Source organism: Desulfuromusa ferrireducens (assembly GCF_055389805.1).
The window spans coordinates 3,627,755-3,646,292 of sequence record NZ_AP042415.1 but is presented as its reverse complement, the minus strand read 5'-3'; the positions used below and the strand labels follow the sequence as shown (position 1 = coordinate 3,646,292).

The window sequence follows — 18,538 nt, the reverse complement described above, 5'->3', positions numbered from 1 at the left end:
CTGCTAATTATATAAATAAAAAAAGCCCCGGCCGGTTGGCTGGGGCTTTTTCTTTTCTATTTAGGTTTTGGTCCGCCTCTTTTGCCGAAGGGGGCCTTTTTAACACCCGGCTTGAAGCCGCGACTTTCACCAGGCTTGCCTTTGCCGAAGGTGCGCCGTTTTGTTGGACGTTCCGTCGGTGCGCTGCGGCTGCCCTTGTCGGGGCTGATCTGCAATTGCTCATCACAGATCCAGACCGTTTTCAGCTTATGCAGGACCTCCGGTGACAGGCTTTTCGGCAGGTCAACCAAGCTGAAGCTGTCAAACAGCTTGATTTTGCCGATGTCACGGCTGTTGAGATTACCTTCATTGCTGATGGCTCCGACGATATTGCCAGGTTCGACGCCATGCATCCGCCCGACTTCAATGCGATAGGTCAACATGTTGTTTTCGACCGGTCTCGAGCTCCGTTCAGGCCGTGACGATTGAGGTCGTTCATCGCGGAACTCTTCCACTTTAGTCTCTTCCGGTTGCAGAGGACGTTCTTTCTGCAGCAGGTAGGCGAGGGTCGCAGCAATCTTGCGATGGCCGATATCGTATTCGGTCTGGTACTGGTCGATCAGTTCTTCGAAAAATTCCAGATCCTGAGATTCCATTGTTTCGGCGATCTGTTCTTTAAATAGATCAATGCGGCGGTTAGTGATGTCTTTGCGACTCGGCAGCGCCATCGGTTTGATTGTCTGGCGAGTGGCCCGCTCGATAGCACTGAGCATGCGTCTTTCGCGCGGTGCGATAAACAGGATCGCTTTTCCCTCACGCCCGGCGCGACCGGTGCGGCCGATACGATGGATATAGGATTCAGTATCGTGCGGGATGTCGTAGTTGACGACGTGGCTGATCCGTTTGACATCCAGTCCGCGCGCGGCGACGTCGGTGGCGACAACAATATCGAGGCTGCCGTCTTTGAGTCGTTCGACGGTTTTCTCGCGCAGCATCTGGGTCATGTCACCGTTGAGTGCCGCACTGGAAAACCCTCTTGCTTCGAGTTTTTCCGCCAGCTCTACTGTGGCGATTTTAGTGCGGACGAAGATGATCATACCATCAATCTCTTCCGCTTCCAGAATCCGCGTCAAGGCATCCAGTTTGTGCATCCCTTTGACTTGCCAGTAATGCTGCGAGATGGTTTCCACGGTTGAGGTTTTGGTTTTGATGCGGATTTCAACCGGATCCTGCAGGTGCTTGCGGGCGACGCGCAGAACTTCATTCGGCATGGTTGCCGAGAAGAGGGCGGTCTGGCGTTTTTCAGGGGCAAATGCAAGGATTGCTTCGACATCATCGATAAAGCCCATCTTCAGCATTTCATCGGCTTCATCGATAACAACGCAGGTGATTTTGTCCAGCTTTAGAGTGCCGCGATTGAGGTGATCCTGTATCCGGCCTGGTGTGCCGACGATTGCCTGGACGCCGCGTTGCAGTTGACGTAATTGCTGGGTATAGTTCTGCCCACCGTAAACCGGCAGGACTTGAAAGCCTTTTAAGTGTCGTGCGTAGGTTTGCATCGCTTCGGCGACCTGCAGAGCCAGTTCGCGGGTGGGAGTCAGAACCAGTATTTGTGGTGCTTTCAACTTAGGGTCGAGACGACTGAGCAGCGGCAAGGAAAAAGCAGCTGTTTTACCCGTTCCGGTTTGCGCCTGTCCTAACAGGTCACGTCCCTCCAGGAGCGGGGGGATGCTCTGTGCTTGAATCGGTGATGGTGTTTCATAACCGACTTCTTTGATGACACTGTAGACGTTTGGGGCAAGGGAGAGTTCTTCAAAGGATGGAACAGTTTCTTCAGTCATAGTCTAACCTGTTGACAGTGCGTTATTTTAGTTTAGCGGCAAAAGATTCGCACCTTACCGTATTATTAGATCAAGTGCCAGCTTTTTCTATTACGTATAAAATATCAAGTAGTAAGCATAATGGAACCCTCAATCTTATTGCCAAGCTCGAATAATCAGTTATATTGTATGCGTAAGCAATAGTATTGTCTAATGAAAGGATTACTAATGGCCGATCAACAAAAACAAGAGATTTTGCTCGAGAGTGGTACTAACGAAATGGAGATCATTGAGTTCTATGTTGGTGCGCAGCCGCTTGGAATCAATGTGCAGAAGCTTAAGGAAATCATTAGCTACGACGAATCCGCTTTAACGGTTCTCCCCGAAAGCCCTCCGGCTATGCTCGGTGTTTTATTGATGCGTGGTGATATTATTCCTTTAATTGATCTCAGGGAGCACCTTCAGCAGCGTGATAAAGATAGCCAGGCTGATGACGGCAAGCCGGTGGTCCTTGTTTGCGAGTTTAATCATCGCACCAATGGTTTTAAGATAGACGGAGTAAATCAGATTCACCGGATTTCCTGGAGCGACGTGAAACCACTCGCTCAATTTATCGATCAATTCAGACCGCGCTTCACTGGCAGTATCAATATTGAAGGGCGGGAGATTTTGATTCTCGACTTGGAATATATCGTTGGTGAATTTGACCCCGAATCGGTTCTCGGTGTACACAGTGAGAATACTGATGATGACGGTCAGACTTCGCTGGTGCAGCAGCGTCAGCTAAAGAAGGTTTTGATGGCTGAAGATTCCTCGATTATTCGTACGAATTTACAAAAGGTGTTGTGCGAAACCGGTTTCACTGATTTAGAGGTGTTTTCCGATGGAGAGGCTTGTTATCAGCGTATTTTGCAGCTTAAACAACAGGCAGCAGAAGCAGATGAGGATATCAGTGAGCATTTGAATCTATTGATCAGTGACATTGAAATGCCGAAAATGGACGGTCTGACTCTATGTCGAAAAGTGAAGGAAGAGTTAGGCTACAAACATATCCCGGTTCTACTGTTCTCTTCTTTGATTAATCCTCCGATGGAAGTTAAATGTGATTCTGTTGGTGCCGATGGTTATGCATCCAAGCCAGAGATTGCCAAACTTATCAAGATGATGGACCATTTTTTAGGAATTGAGAATTAGAGTTTTCACCCATCTCCTAAAGTTCTGAACGCCAGATTACGGTATCGCCCTGTCTGGCGTTTTCAGTTGGGCTGGTAAAAGAAGAGTATTAACGGTAACCTAGTAAAATCATTTGTCGATTTCTTTCTTTAAAAGAACGAAGGGTTTTATGAAGACAATTTCGGCGGAAATTGCCTATTTTTTACGAGGCCGGGCCAAGCAAAATCTTAAGTTCCTGGTCTATTACAGCCTCTTTCTATTAGTCATGATCCTCACTTATGCCGTCCTGTTCCGCTACTTGATGTTGCACCTCGAGGGGCGCGAATTTTCGTTTATCGCCGGGATCTACTGGGCGATTACGGTTATGACGACTCTTGGCTTCGGCGATATCACCTTTCATACTGATCTAGGTTACGCGTTTGCTGCATTGGTTACAGTTTCCGGGGTGGTGTTTTTATTGATCATCCTGCCATTTGCGCTTATCAGTCTGTTTTTAGCGCCTTGGATCGAGCAACGGTTACGCTATCGACCGAGTTTTTCACTGCCCCCGGAAACCGGGGGACATGTCTTGGTTTTTGGTGTTAATCCGACCGCCAAAGTATTACTGCGTAACTTGTCTAGTCGCAACATTCCATTTGTCGTGATCACTGAAGATTATGAAGAGTCCTTGCGACTGGAAGAGGAAGAGGGCGTCCGCGTAGTTTGTGGCTCGCCGACCGATGATAAACTGCTCGCTAAGGTCCGGGTCGACTCAGCTCGCTATATTTTTGCCAATCTCAGCGACACGCAAAACACCAATCTTTGTTTGACCATTCGTTCGCTCTGCGACACACCGATTGCCGCAGTCGTAGAAGATCCGGAACACATCGATTTGTTGCGTCTGGCAGGTGCTGACAAGGCAGTGCCCTTGCAACGGATTATCGGCCGCTATCTTGGTACTCGTTCAACAACCTGTGGTGCGTTGGCCCATGTTATCGATTCTTTTGGCCCGTTGCAGATTGCTGAAATCCCGGTCTATGGAACACCTTTTGTTGGCTTGACTTTGGAGCAGGCGCAGATTCGGCAGCAGACCGGCATGACGGTGATTGGTGTTTGGGAGCGCGGCACCTTTACTGTCCCGGAAAAAGAAACCTTTCTTTCTCCTGCTTCTTTGGTGGTGTTAGCTGGTACTCGAGAACAATTGCGCCGGATTGAAGAGTTGACCGGCGAACAAGCCGAAGATGACCTGGTATTCATTCTTGGTCATGGGCGGATCGGTTGTGCGGCGGCAAACTTTCTGGATAGAAAGCCAGTTCCATACATTCTAATCGATGAAATAGAAAATCAGAATTGTCTCAAACATATCTCCGTTATAGGTGATGCAACCAATCGCCACCTGCTGCGCAAATCAGGGATCGAACAGGCCAAGGGCCTTATTGTCACGACCAACGATGACAGTACCAATATCTTTCTGACCTTAAGCAGTCGTAATAGTAATCCGCATATGCGGATCGTTGCGCGCGCCAATACCGAAGAGAATGTTGCACAGCTTTACGCGGCCGGTGCCGATTTTGTTGTTTCCAATGCGTCGGTCGGGGCGAGTATTCTGATGAATATTCTCGAAGCGAAAGAGTCGATTTTCCTCACTGAGGGGGTTACCATTTTCCGCCGAGCTGTCCCCGATGCGCTGGTTGGCAAAACGATTGAGGAATCGAAGTTGCGCCCACGAACCGGTTGCTCGATTGTTGCGCTGGAAAAGGACAGCGGAGAACTGCTGTTGGCACCGCCTCCCGAGACCCGCTTGTCTGTCGACAGTAGTCTGGTGCTTATCGGCAGTCCTGCCCAGGAAGACAAGTATGGCGAGTTGTTTGGTGGCGCTATTAATCTTGGGTTGTAGTACGCTTTTCTGGTTGAATTACTCTTTCTGCTTAAAACGATCACTGAGTCCGGCAAATGGTGAATGCGCCAGCGTTGGACCGGACTCTTCACGCTCAACTTCCGTTCGATCTTCCTGCACACCCTTGGTATGCTCATGTTCGTGGCAATAGGTGCACAATAGCTCCCAATTGCTGCCGTCAGCGGGATTATAATCGTGATTATGATCTCGATGGTGAACGGTAAGTTCCGGCAGCTTTTTGTCGGAAAGTTCACGTGTGCAGCGGCCACAGACGTGCGGGAACAATTTTAACGCCTGCTCTCGGTAGCCCGCTTGGCGCTGCTGCTCTTCCTTGCGCATATCTGCGACCAGCTGATCGCGTTGTTTGTTGTCCATACTAATATCCGTTATTGCAATAAATAGGTTTAAGGGTGCTTGTTTAGTTTGCCGCTGGTCTGAATTTGAGCAGCAGTAAGGCCAATAGCGTCAGGTTGGCAAACATGGCAACCAGCATGGCCAGACCGGTAAACAGACCAAAGTAGATGGTCGGGATAAAACTTGACAGGCCCAAAATCGAAAAGCCGATGATGATGGTGATCGAGGTGTAGTACATCGCCCGGCCAACGCTGTCGTGGCAGCGTTTCATCGCCGCCAGGTAATCGCCATCGACCTCGATCTCTTCGGTAAAACGATGCACGTAATGAATGGTGTCATCAACCGCTATGCCGATGGTGATGGCGGCAATGGTAATGGTCATAATATCGAGGGGAATATTAAGCAGTCCCATCAGGCCAAGCACCATGCCGGCTGAAATAAGATTCGGGATGATGGCAATGATGGCCAGTCGTAAAGAGCGGAATTGCACGACGAACATGCCCATGATGACCAGAAAAACCACGCCGATGGTCATGATCTGCGAACTGAACAAGCTCTGCAGGACATTATTGTAGAGCACGAACATGCCGGTGAGATGAATCTGCTCATCTTTGATGTTGAGCTTCTCGGTCAGGTGTCCGCGGATGGTTTTGAGCAGCTCATTCCGTTGCAGGTTGGGGTCGGAATCGATAACCCGTAAAGAAAAACGCACCTGGTTGCCATCCTCCGACATGTAGGGTTTGAACAGTGCAGAGGAGATGGCCTCTGGAAGTTTTTTGTGGATAACGGCCAGCGAGATGTTGTCAAGCGGCAGGTCTTCGTTGACCTGCTGCATCAGGCTCATGGTGGTCGCCATCGACAGGACCTTGCCGCTTTCCGGGAGGCCATCAAGGTAATTATGGATATTGTGCAGGGTTTCGATCTGGTAGCTGTTGTACCAGTAACTACTGCCGGAGAGCCCGACATCAGCTTCTTCTTCGTCGAAAAAATCGTCCGCGAAGGGGTCATCTTCCTCAAAGGCCTGCTCAGCCACCTTGGCGGTGAAGAAGTCTGGATCGGCGTCAATGATAACATCCAGCGGCGTTGTCCCACCGAGTTGCTGGTCGATTAGTTCCATCCCCTGGTAGATTTCCGTTGTCGGTTTGAAATAGTCAATAAAACGATTTTCCACCGTTAACCGGGAAATGCCGATAGCGCTGAGGATTGCCACACCGAGGAAAATTGACAGCGTTAATTTGCTGCGGTGCTCGACCCAATGCGCACAACCACGGGTGATAATGCCGGTGATATCGAAATGCGGCTCAAATTTGACCGGGGTCTTAAATAGCATCAGTCCGGCAGGGAAAAGGGCGAAGGAGAGGATCAGCGCAAAGCTGATACCGATGGCCATCATCCAGCCGAAGTCGATAACCGGGCGGATGTCACTGGTTAGCAGGGAGGCGAAGGCGACGATGGTGGTTAAGGCGGTGTAGATACTGGGGACCGCTTTGGTGCGCACCATTTCACGAACCATGGTTAATTGATCGGCACCGGGGATTTCGTCAAATAATTCATTGTAGCGGACGATCAAATGGACACAGAGGGAGAGGGTGATGATCAGGAGCAGCGAGGTGAAGTTTGAAGAGACAACGGTCACTTTCCACTCGATCCAGCCAAGAAAGCCGAACATGAACAGCACCGAGGCAGAGCAGCAGAGCATCGGCAGCAAGACCCAACGCAATTTGCGGAAGATCAGAATCAGCATCGAGACCAGAAAAACCAGCACCCCGAGGCCGAAGGAGGTCAGGTCGTGGCGGATAAAGTCGATCATGTCGGCAACGATCATCGGCACGCCGCCGAGGAATAGCTCGGCGTTTTCACGGTGGTTGTCCATGATTGAGCGGACCCGGGCAATATCAACCGCTTCCTGCTCGGCATATTGGGCACTGTAGTCGTCAAACGCCTTGACGGCAGTTTTCAGTTCCCGCGTCTGTGCTGCCGTTGGGGGCTTGACGAGCGCCTTTTCACGAAGATCATTTCTTTGTTTCAGCAGTGAGTGATAATTCTCGTCCCGCTTAAAAATGACCTGCAGGGCCGTGGTTTTTGCCTCCGGGCTGACCAGTAAGCTGCTGTAGAGTGGACTACTTTCAAATTCCGCCCGCACCAGTTCCGTGTTGATGCCTGGTGTCTCCAGGGTTCGGATACCATTGTTGAGATCGCCAAGGGTTAAGCGCGGACTATCAATCAATGGTACGTCGAGAATGCTGACCACCGTCTTGACCCGCTCGATCTGCTGCAGGCTGTCACGTAACGTGCGAAGATCGTTGAGTGTTCCCTGGGCATAGAGATCCTGCTTCGGGGAGTAGGTGATGATCAGAAAGTCATCAGAACCGTACCTGGCGCTGATAGAGCGATAGTATTTGAGGTCTTGGTCGTTTTCCAGCAGTAACGAATCCGCAGAGGCATCGAGACGGAAATCCTTGGCGTAAAAGCCGACAGCGGTAACCATCAGAAGCATAGCCAGGATTGTCATGATGGGGTGTTTCAGGACGACTCGTTCATAGATTCTGAGAATTGCTTTGGACATGGTTTTCCTTTAAGTTGACGATATTGCAGAGCGAAGATGTGATTATAGCTTTGATGGATACATATGGGAATGGATGTTTTTAGTTCCCTCTGTCTTAACCGCAATAATTTGTAACAACATTTGCATTTATGATTTTGCTGGAGTAAATTACCGAAGAATTATTTATTTGGCAAGGAGGGGATGATGAGTTATTGGAGGGGTTTTTTTGTCAGCTGCTTGACCTATATAGCGGTCGGTGGTTTTTTTTGTTTTTACGACGAGTCCTGCCGATAGGAATCTCTGCCTCTCATTTGGTTTTTCGTTAGTTAACTATTATGATTGTTCGTAGTCGGAGGGGAAACGCATGCGAGTATGGTTTTTACTGATTTTTCTAACAGTTCCTGTGGTTGCTATGGCAGAAGCTAATCAAAATGGCCCTATCGAAAATGCAAATATTGAATTTCAAGGCGTTTATTTCGGCGATTTTCCAATTGAAGAGATGATCTGTATCAAGGGCGCATGTCCTGACGGTGAGATTGGCGAGGGCGTTTTGCCGAAAGATAGCCTTTTGTCGACTTATATGCGCTCAACGGATATTACCCACCTGGAGCGCGTACGTATTTCAGCGCCGGAATATGACTATTATCAGGATCATTTTTTGCGCGTTCGGTTTGATGTGCTTTGTGACGTGTCTACGATGTCTTTTTGTTTGGACTCTGTCGTGGAAGCCCTCGATCAGAAATATGGTTTAAGCGAAATTTCACATCGCCAAACGGCCTCTTCAGCTGAACAGCTTGTTGAGAGTGATGTGTATCGGACTGATGGCGGGGCGATGGTTATAATTGCCAATTCGCATGATGCGGGGGGGCTGATGTCCACATCTGTGAGGGTTTATGATAAAGATCTTATGGACGAGTTACGTTCTCTGACAAATCCAGATTACGTTCCGATTGCGCTCGGTAATTAGTAATAAGTTGAAATATGACAAATTTCAACATTCAAGGTCGTTTTTTTATTTTTAAGATGGGATGCCGCGACAGGTAAGATTTCTATTTTTAGTCCATTTTCCCCTGGCGATCTTTTTTAGCAGCTGGTCTTCATCCGGGAACTGGCCGGTCGCTTTTTTTGAATAAAATAGTTGTCCATCGATAACGACCTCAAATACTCCCCCAGAAGAGCCGATCAAATGGCATTCCGCCGAAAAGCTGTCTGTTAGTTTCTCTGCCAGACCGGCAGCACGATCACGGTAGTTTCATTCCGTACAATATTCGATAGTGATTTTCATACTGCCCTCCTGTTGATCGTCGTTGCTAACTCTTGACGCTTCTCAGGTGATAATACCAACTCAACGCACTATTTACAAAAAAAAGCCCCAACCAGTGGTCGGGGCTTTTTTGCTGCACTCCTTATGATTCTCTTACAGGCCGAGCTTCTTGAAGAAGTCGTTCCCTTTATCATCAACCAGAATAAATGCCGGGAAATCCTCAACTTCGATTTTCCAGACAGCTTCCATTCCCAACTCAGGGAAGTCGATGCATTCGACCTTCTTGATGTTTTCTTCTGCTAATACTGCCGCTGGTCCACCGATGGAGCCGAGGTAGAAACCACGGTGCTCTTTACAGGCATCAGTGACCTGTTGGCTGCGGTTACCTTTGGCGATCATAACCATCGATCCACCATTGCTCTGCAGCAGGTTGACGTAGGAGTCCATTCGTCCGGCGGTTGTCGGACCGAAAGAACCGGAGGCTTTGCCTTCGGGAGTCTTTGCTGGGCCAGCATAGTAAATCGGGTGATTTTTCAGATAATCAGGCAACGGTTTGCCGCTATCAAGGATCTCTTTGAATTTGGAGTGAGCGATGTCACGGCCGACAACGATGGTTCCTTTGAGCAGCAGCGGGGCGCCGACTTCGAGCTTAGTCAGCTGCGCAAGGATTTCGCTCATCGGTTGATTCAGGTCAATCTGGGTACCGGTGCTGTGCTTGCCGGTGCGATATTTTTCTGGAATGAAACGGCCAGGATTACGGTCCATCTCTTCGACGAACAAGCCATCGCGGGTGATCTTGGCTTTGATGTTGCGGTCTGCCGAACAGGAAACAGCCATGCCGACCGGGCAGGATGCGCCGTGACGGGGCAGGCGGATAACACGAACATCGTGAGCGAAGTATTTGCCGCCGAACTGAGCGCCGATACCGAGATCTTGTGCTGCTTTCAGCAGTTTTGCTTCGAGCTCCAGATCGCGGAATGCCTGGCCGTGCTCGTTGCCTTCTGATGGCAGGCCGTCTAATTCTTTTGCGGTCGCCAGTTTGACGGTCTTCATGCAGGCATCAGCGGAGGTGCCACCAATGACAAAAGCCATGTGGTAGGGAGGGCAGGCTGCTGTGCCGAGGGTTTTCATCTTGGCGACAAGAAATTTTTCCAAGGTATCTGGATTGAGCAGTGCCTTGGTTTCCTGGAAGAGCATGGATTTATTGGCGCTACCACCGCCTTTGGCGATGAACAGAAACTTGTATGCAGCGCCTTCGGTGGCCATGATATCAATTTGAGCTGGCAGGTTGGTGCCAGTGTTTTTTTCGTTGTACATATCGAGTGCGACGGTCTGACTGTAGCGCAGGTTTTCTTCGGTATAGGTTCGGTAAACACCTTCCGAGAGACGCTCAGCATCATTGGTGTCGGTCCAGACCTGCTGGCCTTTTTTGGCCACGATGGTCGCAGTCCCGGTATCCTGGCAGAGAGGCAGTTCGAAATTGGCAGAGATTTCAGCATTGCGCAGGAAGGCCATGGCAACGCCACGGTCATTCTGTGAGGCTTCTGGATCGGTGAGGATCTTAGCGACCTGCTCATTGTGCTCTGGACGCAACATAAAGGATACATCGCGCATGGCGTTGTTGGCGAGTACGGTCAACGCCTGTGGCTCAACCTTGAGGACCTCTTTGCCTTCAAAGTTGACAACGCTGACAAGCTCTTCAGAGCCTTCGATTTTGTAGTACTTGGTAGTGTCCGCGCTTAGCGGCATCGGGTCCTGGTACTTGAAGTCGGGCATGTTCTCACTCCTTGTGCATAGGGATGGGAAATCAGGCCAAATCGGCCAGAATTTAAACGCACTCATTGTAAGTGAATTGTATACAGTTGTCGACCGCTATCGCGCTATATCTTTCATAAGTTATTTATATCTAGAAATATGCATATAGGCATTAGTTATCTGGTATATATTTTGATTTTTCGTCAAGCCTAACAATGTGTCGGTTAAAAAGCTGACAGCTATAGTCTATTCGCCATATTTTCCACAGTTCTTCAGTGTTTTTGTTTGTATGTTGCGGTGAAATGTCGATTGATTGTGGCGGGTTTGTTGGCTTTGCGGTTTTATCGCTTATTGACTGGTGCTTGGTATGCTCTCTGCAGATTAAATTTTACTTCTTAATGCTCGTTATCTACGCGTAAATACTTGCTGATTTACTTTTAGGAATTTCAATGACCGCGTCTGTGCTTATTGTGCATGATAATTCTGCTTCCGCAGAACAATTCAAAGTTGTCATTGAAGACGCTGGGTTGAAAGCTTTTGTTGAGAATGGTCCCGAGCCCGCCTGCCAGTCGATCCGTATCAGTCGCCCCGATTTGATTTTGCTTGATGGTCGTATGGTGCTGGAAAATCTCTCCTTGTGCCGTAAAATTCGTCTTGCTTGTCCGGAAAAACGGTTACCAATTATTTTGCTCCTTCCTCGGGGACCTGGTGATATCAGTCGGTACCTTTGCGGGTCCGAGGCTGATGATTATATTTGCCAACCTTATTCCATTGACGAATTTCAAGCACGCTTGATGCTTCGCTTGTCGGCGACAGAGAGAAATTCGCCGCAGCCGATGCCCTCTGTTGATTTTGCTTTTTTAGGGCGTCTGTCAAACTTGGCCGTTTCAGAATTAAGCAGTACCGAGATTCTGCAACGGGTTGTCTGCTCTATTTCCGAAGTGATTGACGTTCTGCGTTGTTCGGTGACTGTCGTTCGTAAGGAGAAGGGGTCGGGGTATGTACTGGCTTCGAGTGATGACCTTGGGGTCAATGGTTTACGGATTGACCTCGAGCGTTACCCTGAGATACAGGAGACGGTCAAAACCGGTCAGCCCTTGCTGATTGATGATGTTCTCACTCATCCGTTGATGGAAAGTGTGCGGCCGTATCTGGAAAACCTTGGTTGTAGTTCACTTCTGGTTCTACCGATGGTGGACCGGCAGCAAACTATTGGCGTTTTGGTTTTGCGTACTGCCCGGTCGATTTCAGGCTTTACCGAAGAAGAGATCTCCTTTTGCCAACTGGTGGTCAATGTGGCAACGAGTGCACTACGCTTGGCCGAAGTTAGAGAAGCCGAGAATTTTATCAAGGATCGTTCTGTTTCTTTTAAAAGGCGTGTACAGGACAATAAGGGTGCTCAGGAACGCTCTTCTTTGCTCGATATGGCCGCCCATGATTTGCGTGTTCTGGTTTCGGTTATTGATGGCTACTGTTTGCTTCTCAACGAGACCGGCAATGGCAATCTTTCCTCGGAGCAGAACGAAATCATCGACGGATTGATGGCCGGTAACCGCCGCCTCGTCGATATGGCCAGTGATTTGCTCGATTTTTCGCAACTCAATGCCGGGCGGTTTGAATTGAATCTGGCAAGGCAGGATATTTGTCTGATTATGGGTACGGTTTATTGTGATCTGTTGCCGTTGATGCAGCGGCGTAAAATTAGCTTTCAGGCTGACTGCCTGCAACGCCAGGCCATGGTCGTCTGTGATGAGCATGGCATCCGCCGTGTATTTTACAATATTGTCAGTAATGCCCTGAAATTCACCCCAGACGGTGGGCTTATTCGCCTGGAGTTGTCTGCCGCAGATGGTGAAACCCGAATTAGCGTAGAAGATAATGGCCCCGGTATTGAGCCGGAACAGGTCTCGACTTTGTTCAATGAGTTTGTGACCGCCTCTGTCTCCGATCCCCGAAATGGCAACGGCCTCGGCCTGTCAATCTGCAAGAAAATCGTCGAAGCTCATCAGGGGCGTATCTGGGCAGAAAGCAGCTTGGGGCAGGGGAGTCGCTTCACCGTCTGCCTGCCTCAATAACCCCCTTTTTCAAGCATACAATACTCCTTACTGTCCCCCTCAGAATACCTGACTAAAATGCTTACTTAAATAATTGACAGAAAAGATAAGGTATGATAATTCTATGAGAGAAGTTGCCAAGAAAAAAGAGGAATTACCGTTGCTTGGGTAGCTTTTTTGTTTATGTACGATAGGTATTTTTTCAGTGAATGCGGAGGTATGACAATATGTTCTCACATCTCAAAGATGACCTGAGGGCTGTATTTGATCGTGATCCGGCGGTACGCAGTGTGTTTGAAATTTTCTTCTGCTATCCTGGTTTTCACGCCATGTTGTTTTACCGCGTATCCCATTGGTTATGGACCCATAAAGTTTATTTTCTCGGCCGCTTCGTTTCGCATCTCGGTCGATTCATGACCGGAATAGAGATCCATCCTGGTGCCCGGATCGGACGCGGTTTTTTTATCGATCACGGCATGGGAGTGGTTATCGGTGAAACCGCTGAAATAGGCGAAAATTGCACTCTTTATCACGGTGTGACCCTGGGTGGTACCTCCTGGGCCAAGGAAAAAAGACATCCGACCCTGGGTGACAACGTCGTTGTTGGTTCCGGTGCAAAAATACTGGGCCCTTTTACTGTCGGCGATGGCAGTAAGGTCGGCTCCAATTCAGTCGTTGTCAAAGAAGTCCCCGAAAATGCCACAGTAGTTGGCATTCCTGGCCGGGTTGTCATGTCCGGGCAGAAGAAAACTGGTGTCGATCTTGAGCATGCTGATCTCCCCGATCCGGTGGCCAAAGCGGTCAGTTGCATGCTGGATCAAATTAATCGGCTTGAAGACCAGGTGCAGACGCTGAAAAAGGATCAAGAAATATTGAAGCAGGAATTAGCCCAGCGAACTGAGTTCGTTAAAGAAAGTGAAACCGTCTGATGCGGATGTCTACGAAAGCTCAGTATGCAGTGCGAGCTCTGGTCAGTCTTAATCTCACCAGTGGTGGTAAGCCGGTTTCGATCAAAGATATTTCCGCGCGGGAAAATATTTCACTAAATTATTTAGAGCAACTGTTTGTTAAATTGCGGCGCGGAGAGATTGTCCGCAGTGTTCGCGGCCCTGGCGGAGGTTATCTGCTCGCCCGATCAGCTGCTGACATCCGTGTTGATCAGATTATCGATACTGTGGAAGAAACCCTGGTGCCGGTGTCCTGCATGGAGGCTGATGGCAGTTGCAAGTGCACCTCGGAGTGCGCAACGCAGTCGGTCTGGCTAGGGCTTGGCAATCAGATCCGCAGTTTTCTGGCATCAATGACACTTGAAGATTTGACCAACGAAGGTCGACAGCGTTTTGACAGTTAAGGTGGATGAAGGCCTGTTTTTTTTTGATTTTTTGGATGGGATATTTTCGTAGCTTGGAGGAATAGCGTGAAACACATTTACATGGACAACAACGCAACGACGCCGGTTAAGCCTGAAGTACTTGAGGCGATGTTGCCATTTTTCCGCGAACAGTTCGGCAATCCGTCGAGTGTCCACTGGGCTGGCCGTTCGGTCAGCGGAGCGGTAGAAAAAGCGCGTGAGCAGGTTGCTGATTTACTCAACTGTTCGCCGGCCGAAATTGTTTTTATTTCCTGCGGGAGTGAAGGCGATAATTTCGCCATCAAGGGAACCGCCGACGCACTTAAGGAAAAAGGGAATCACATTATTACCACCGCGGTTGAACATCCGGCGGTACTGGAAACCTGTGAATATCTGGAAAAGAATGGCTATGACGTTACCTATCTCAAGGTTGATCGTGACGGCATGCTCGACCTCGCAGAATTGGAAGCGGCCATCACCGACAAGACGATTCTCTTGTCAGTGATGTGGGCCAACAATGAAACCGGCAATATTTTTCCGATGGAAGCGATCGGCAAGATCGCCAAGAAGTACAAGGTACGTTTTCATTCCGATGCGGTACAATCAGTCGGTAAAATTCCCGTTGATGTGCAAAAGGCCAACCTCGATCTTGCCGTGCTGTCCGGGCACAAGATCGGCGCCCCGAAAGGGGTCGGTGCTATTTATATCCGTCGCGGTACCCGTATGACCCGCTTCATGCACGGTGGTCATCAGGAACGTAATCGCCGGGCTGGAACCCACAACGTTGCCGGAATTGTCGGAATGGGCGTGGCCTGTGAGCTGGCCAAGCAGAATATGGAACGAGAGTACGCGTACGTACGTAATTTGCGGGATAAGTTGGAAAATGGTATCAAGGATCTGGTCCCGGAGATCAAGCTAAACGGTCATCCCGACGCCGATCTGCGCTTGCCGAATACCTTGAACGTCAGTTTTGCCTATATCGAAGGGGAGTCTTTGTTGCTCAACTTTGATATGAAGGGCATTGCCGCTTCATCCGGGTCGGCCTGCACCTCGGGGTCGCTGGAACCATCCCACGTCATGGGCGCCATGTGTGTTGACGTGGTATTGGCACATTCCAGTACGCGTTTCAGCCTCGGGGCTGATAACACTGAGGAGGACATTGATTTTGTTTTGCATGAGCTGCCGCCGATGGTGCAGCGGTTGCGCGAAATGAGCCCACTATATAACCGTGATCAGCCACTGACTTGCGACGAATGTCGCGTAGTCCGCCGTGTCTAACCGGAATTTCCAGGCTTCATCCGAACGTTAAAAAGGTAAGGAGATACCTTATGTATACTGAGAAAGTAATGGATCATTTTTCTAATCCGCGGAATGTCGGTGAAATTGAAGATGCCAATGGTGTTGGCGAGGTTGGTAACGCTTCCTGCGGCGATATCATGAAGATTTTCCTCAAGGTTGAGGATAATGTCATTCAAGATGTTAAATTCAAAACCTTCGGTTGTGGCGCCGCGATAGCAACCTCATCGATGGTGACGGAAATGGCGATCGGCAAGACCATCGACGAAGCACTGGTTTTGACCAACCAGGCCGTAGCTGAAGCACTGGACGGTTTGCCGCCGGCCAAAATGCACTGCTCAAACCTGGCTGCTGATGCCTTGCATGAGGCAATTAAAAACTATAAAGAACAAAATAGTTAAGTCTTTCTTCTTGAAGTAGAAGGTTAACTTATGGGAGGGCGCCGCACAGTTGCGGTGGCCCTCCTTTGTCTGTTTAGAGGATACTGTGAAAAAACAACGGGTGGTGGTCGCCATGAGCGGCGGGGTCGATTCTTCAGTGACCGCAGCGTTGCTCAAAGAGCAGGGCTATGAAGTGATCGGCATGACCATGCAGATCTGGGATTATTCCAATTACACTGCGGAACATGGCGAGAGCTTCGGTTCCTGTTGTTCGTTGGACGATGTCTACGATGCGCGCCGGGTTGCCGAACAGCTCGATATTCCGTTTTATGTCATCAACTTTGAAGATGATTTCCAACGTGAAGTCATCGACCGCTTTTGCGATGAGTATTTCGCCGGTCGTACGCCGAATCCCTGTGTGCTCTGCAATCAGATCCTCAAATTTGAACTGCTGCTGCGCAAGGCCCGTGAACTGGAGGCCGACTTTATGGCCACCGGTCATTACGCCAGTATCGTGCAGGAAGGTGAGCGTTACTTTTTGCGTAAGGGCCTCGATCAAGCCAAGGATCAGAGTTATTTCCTCTTCACCCTGACCCAGGAGCAGATGGCGCATACCCTGTTTCCTTTGGGGCAGATGACCAAGGATGAGGTCCGCGAGCATGCTGCGCGTTTTAATCTACGAGTCGCGGAAAAGGCCGAGAGTCAGGATATCTGCTTTGTGCCGGATGGTGACTACGTCCGTTTTCTCGAAGAAGAGCGCGGCGCCGGTCAACTCGATGGCGATATCGTCCATGTCTCCGGTCAGGTCTTAGGCCAGCATCAGGGTGTTTATCGCTACACCGTTGGTCAGCGCAAAGGTTTGGGTATCGGCTGGACCTCGCCGTTGTTTGTCGTCGGTATTGATGTCGAGAAAAAGCAGGTGATTGTCGGTGAAAAAAAACATTTGAGCCGTAAGGAATTGGCGATCGATGGTTGTAACTGGAGTATCGACCAGCCAAGTGAACCCTTGTCGACTCATTGCCGCATCCGTTATCGCCATCAGGAAGTAGCGGCTACGGTCGAACCTTTACCGGACAACCAGGCGCGGATAACGTTTAACGATGCGCAAAAAGGGATTACGCCGGGACAGGCGGCGGTCTTTTACGCGGGTGACAAGGTGATCGGTGGGGGCTGGATTAAATGAGCGGCAGCGTTTCGGTCGTGACCCTCGGCTGCAAGACCAATCAGTTCGAATCGGCGGCGATGAGCGAACAGTTGACCAACGCTGGATACCGGCAGGTTGACTTTGAGGCTGGAGCCGAGCTGGTGATCGTCAATACCTGTACCGTAACTGCCGCCACAGATTCACAGTCACGCAATCTGATCCGCCGGGCGCGGCGCATGAATCCGCAGGCCCGGGTGGTGGTGACCGGTTGTTACGCCCAGGTCGATCCGCAGGCGCTGGCCGACCTGCCGGGTGTGGCGTTGGTCATTGGCAATGAAGAGAAAAAGGATTTTCTTGCTCGGTTGACCGACCTGGATGTCGATTGCACCCAAGTTGCCGTTGCGGATATCCGCAACGTTGATGAAGCCCAACCGTTGCCGCTCAGTAGCTTTGAGCAACGCAGTCGCGCTTTTGTGCAGATTCAAAATGGTTGCGATGCCTTCTGTTCCTATTGCATCATCCCTTATGCCCGTGGGCGCAGTCGTTCCGTAGCTGCGGCCGATGTCGTCCAGCAGGTGGAAAACCTCTCAGCAGCCGGCTATCCTGAAATCGTTCTGACCGGCATTCACATCGGGAATTATGGCAAGGATTTGCATCCCCAGCTTGAGCTGCTCGACTTATTGCGGCAGATCGAGGGTTCGGTATTTAGCGGTCGTTTGCGGCTCGGGTCTATCGAACCGACCGAACTTCCCGCTGAATTGCTTGATTATATTACTGCGGCAGAATGGATCTGCCCCCATTATCATATCCCGCTGCAAGCCGGTGATGACGACGTTCTCCAGAAGATGAACCGACATTACACGACCGGTTTCTTCCGTCAATTATTAACAGATATCCGCACGCGTCAACCCCACGCCGCCATCGGTCTGGACATCATTACCGGTTTCCCCGGTGAGACTGAGCAGCAATTCGGCACCACCTGCGAGCTCTTAACAGAGCTTCCTTTTACCCATCTGCATGTCTTCCCCTTCAGCCGCCGACCCGGGACCCCGGCCGCCGAAATGAAACAACAACTGCCGGGAAATGTTATCAAACAGCGAGCTGCGGTTTTGCGTGCGATTGGTGATCAGAAACTGGCGGAATACTCACAGATGTTTGTCGGTCGTCAACTGGAAATTATTATTGAAGGCGGGGAGGTCGATGGTCGAAAAAAGGGGCTGTCGCCGAATTACCTGTCGGTCTGGGTACCAGCCGCCGAGATTGAACAGGGGCAGTGTCGGCTGGTGTCGATTGTTGCTTGCCGCGCCGATGGCCTCTACGGCAAGCTCTGTTAGTGAGCTTAGTTGATGTTTGCATCAAGAGGGCAATGATTGCGTTTATCTAAAGTTGCTTTTTTTGCGGCTTGGGCGGTTAGTTCCAATTCATTTGCAAAAATAAAATCCTGATTTTTTGATTTGCCGATTCTGTGCGATTGCTCCTAAGCTGAAACAAGACTGCAATTCTGCACAACAAGTGAGACGGCCCAACCATTTGAAACCTGGTCGGGT

14 protein-coding genes and 1 pseudogene are annotated in these 18,538 nt (G+C 49.9%); 10 read left to right on the top strand and 5 right to left on the bottom strand.

Translation table 11 applies throughout. The annotated features are described in order from the left end of the window. Positions 1-56: 56 nt before the first annotated feature. Positions 57-1,820, bottom strand: a complete 1,764-nt coding sequence (locus ACZ5PT_RS16235; RefSeq protein ID WP_464264069.1) for a DEAD/DEAH box helicase — start codon at positions 1,818-1,820, stop codon at positions 57-59. A 207-nt stretch (positions 1,821-2,027) separates the two neighbouring features. Between ACZ5PT_RS16235 and ACZ5PT_RS16230 the strand changes: the two genes are divergently transcribed. After that, entirely contained in the window at positions 2,028-2,993 is a 966-nt protein-coding gene (locus ACZ5PT_RS16230; protein ID WP_464264068.1) for a chemotaxis protein, read from the top strand. Positions 2,994-3,141: 148 nt separating this feature from the next. Then, positions 3,142-4,848 carry a potassium channel family protein gene (locus ACZ5PT_RS16225; RefSeq protein ID WP_464264067.1) on the top strand — a complete coding sequence of 569 codons (1,707 nt, stop codon included), beginning with the start codon at positions 3,142-3,144 and terminating at the stop codon, positions 4,846-4,848. Between the two features lie 18 nt (positions 4,849-4,866). Here the strand turns inward: ACZ5PT_RS16225 and ACZ5PT_RS16220 are convergent, their stop codons facing one another. Both ACZ5PT_RS16220 and ACZ5PT_RS16215 read right to left on the bottom strand, forming a co-directional pair. Further along, positions 4,867-5,223 carry a YajD family HNH nuclease gene (locus ACZ5PT_RS16220; protein ID WP_464264066.1) on the bottom strand — a complete coding sequence of 119 codons (357 nt, stop codon included), beginning with the start codon at positions 5,221-5,223 and terminating at the stop codon, positions 4,867-4,869. 43 nt (positions 5,224-5,266) lie between these two features. Next, positions 5,267-7,768 carry an efflux RND transporter permease subunit gene (locus ACZ5PT_RS16215; RefSeq protein ID WP_464264065.1) on the bottom strand — a complete coding sequence of 834 codons (2,502 nt, stop codon included), beginning with the start codon at positions 7,766-7,768 and terminating at the stop codon, positions 5,267-5,269. Positions 7,769-8,111: 343 nt separating this feature from the next. Here ACZ5PT_RS16215 and ACZ5PT_RS16210 point away from each other — a divergent pair, with 343 nt between their 5' ends. Beyond that, complete coding sequence (locus tag ACZ5PT_RS16210; RefSeq protein WP_464264064.1) at positions 8,112-8,714, top strand: hypothetical protein; 603 nt, start codon at positions 8,112-8,114, stop codon at positions 8,712-8,714. 51 nt (positions 8,715-8,765) lie between these two features. Here the strand turns inward: ACZ5PT_RS16210 and ACZ5PT_RS16205 are convergent. Further along, positions 8,766-8,987, bottom strand: a pseudogene (locus ACZ5PT_RS16205) (SelT/SelW/SelH family protein); the annotation flags it as partial. Between the two features lie 177 nt (positions 8,988-9,164). Then, positions 9,165-10,787 carry a fumarate hydratase gene (locus ACZ5PT_RS16200; protein WP_464264063.1) on the bottom strand — a complete coding sequence of 541 codons (1,623 nt, stop codon included), beginning with the start codon at positions 10,785-10,787 and terminating at the stop codon, positions 9,165-9,167. A gap of 428 nt (positions 10,788-11,215) precedes the next feature. On the opposite strand from ACZ5PT_RS16200, the gene ACZ5PT_RS16195 reads away from it, so the two are divergent. The 7 genes from ACZ5PT_RS16195 (at position 11,216) to mtaB (ending at position 18,325) form a co-directional block, all read left to right on the top strand. Beyond that, positions 11,216-12,841 (top strand): ATP-binding protein, encoded by a 1,626-nt coding sequence (locus ACZ5PT_RS16195; RefSeq protein WP_464264062.1) that lies wholly within the window; start codon positions 11,216-11,218, stop codon positions 12,839-12,841. Positions 12,842-13,047: 206 nt separating this feature from the next. Beyond that, complete coding sequence (gene cysE / locus ACZ5PT_RS16190) at positions 13,048-13,749, top strand: serine O-acetyltransferase (protein WP_464264061.1); 702 nt, start codon at positions 13,048-13,050, stop codon at positions 13,747-13,749. A 5-nt stretch (positions 13,750-13,754) separates the two neighbouring features. Beyond that, entirely contained in the window at positions 13,755-14,171 is a 417-nt protein-coding gene (locus ACZ5PT_RS16185; RefSeq protein ID WP_464264060.1) for an RrF2 family transcriptional regulator, read from the top strand. A 66-nt stretch (positions 14,172-14,237) separates the two neighbouring features. After that, a complete protein-coding gene (nifS, locus tag ACZ5PT_RS16180; RefSeq protein WP_464264059.1) occupies positions 14,238-15,449 on the top strand; it encodes a cysteine desulfurase NifS in 1,212 nt (403 codons plus the stop codon). Positions 15,450-15,499: 50 nt separating this feature from the next. Beyond that, positions 15,500-15,868 (top strand): Fe-S cluster assembly scaffold protein NifU, encoded by a 369-nt coding sequence (nifU, locus tag ACZ5PT_RS16175; RefSeq protein WP_464264058.1) that lies wholly within the window; start codon positions 15,500-15,502, stop codon positions 15,866-15,868. Between the two features lie 112 nt (positions 15,869-15,980). Further along, positions 15,981-17,030: a tRNA 2-thiouridine(34) synthase MnmA gene (gene mnmA / locus ACZ5PT_RS16170; protein WP_464266750.1), complete on the top strand. Its 1,050-nt coding sequence runs from the start codon at positions 15,981-15,983 to the stop codon at positions 17,028-17,030. Beyond that, positions 17,027-18,325 (top strand): tRNA (N(6)-L-threonylcarbamoyladenosine(37)-C(2))-methylthiotransferase MtaB, encoded by a 1,299-nt coding sequence (mtaB, locus tag ACZ5PT_RS16165; RefSeq protein WP_464264057.1) that lies wholly within the window; start codon positions 17,027-17,029, stop codon positions 18,323-18,325. Before mnmA ends, mtaB begins: the two co-directional genes overlap by 4 nt. Positions 18,326-18,538 lie beyond the last annotated feature (213 nt).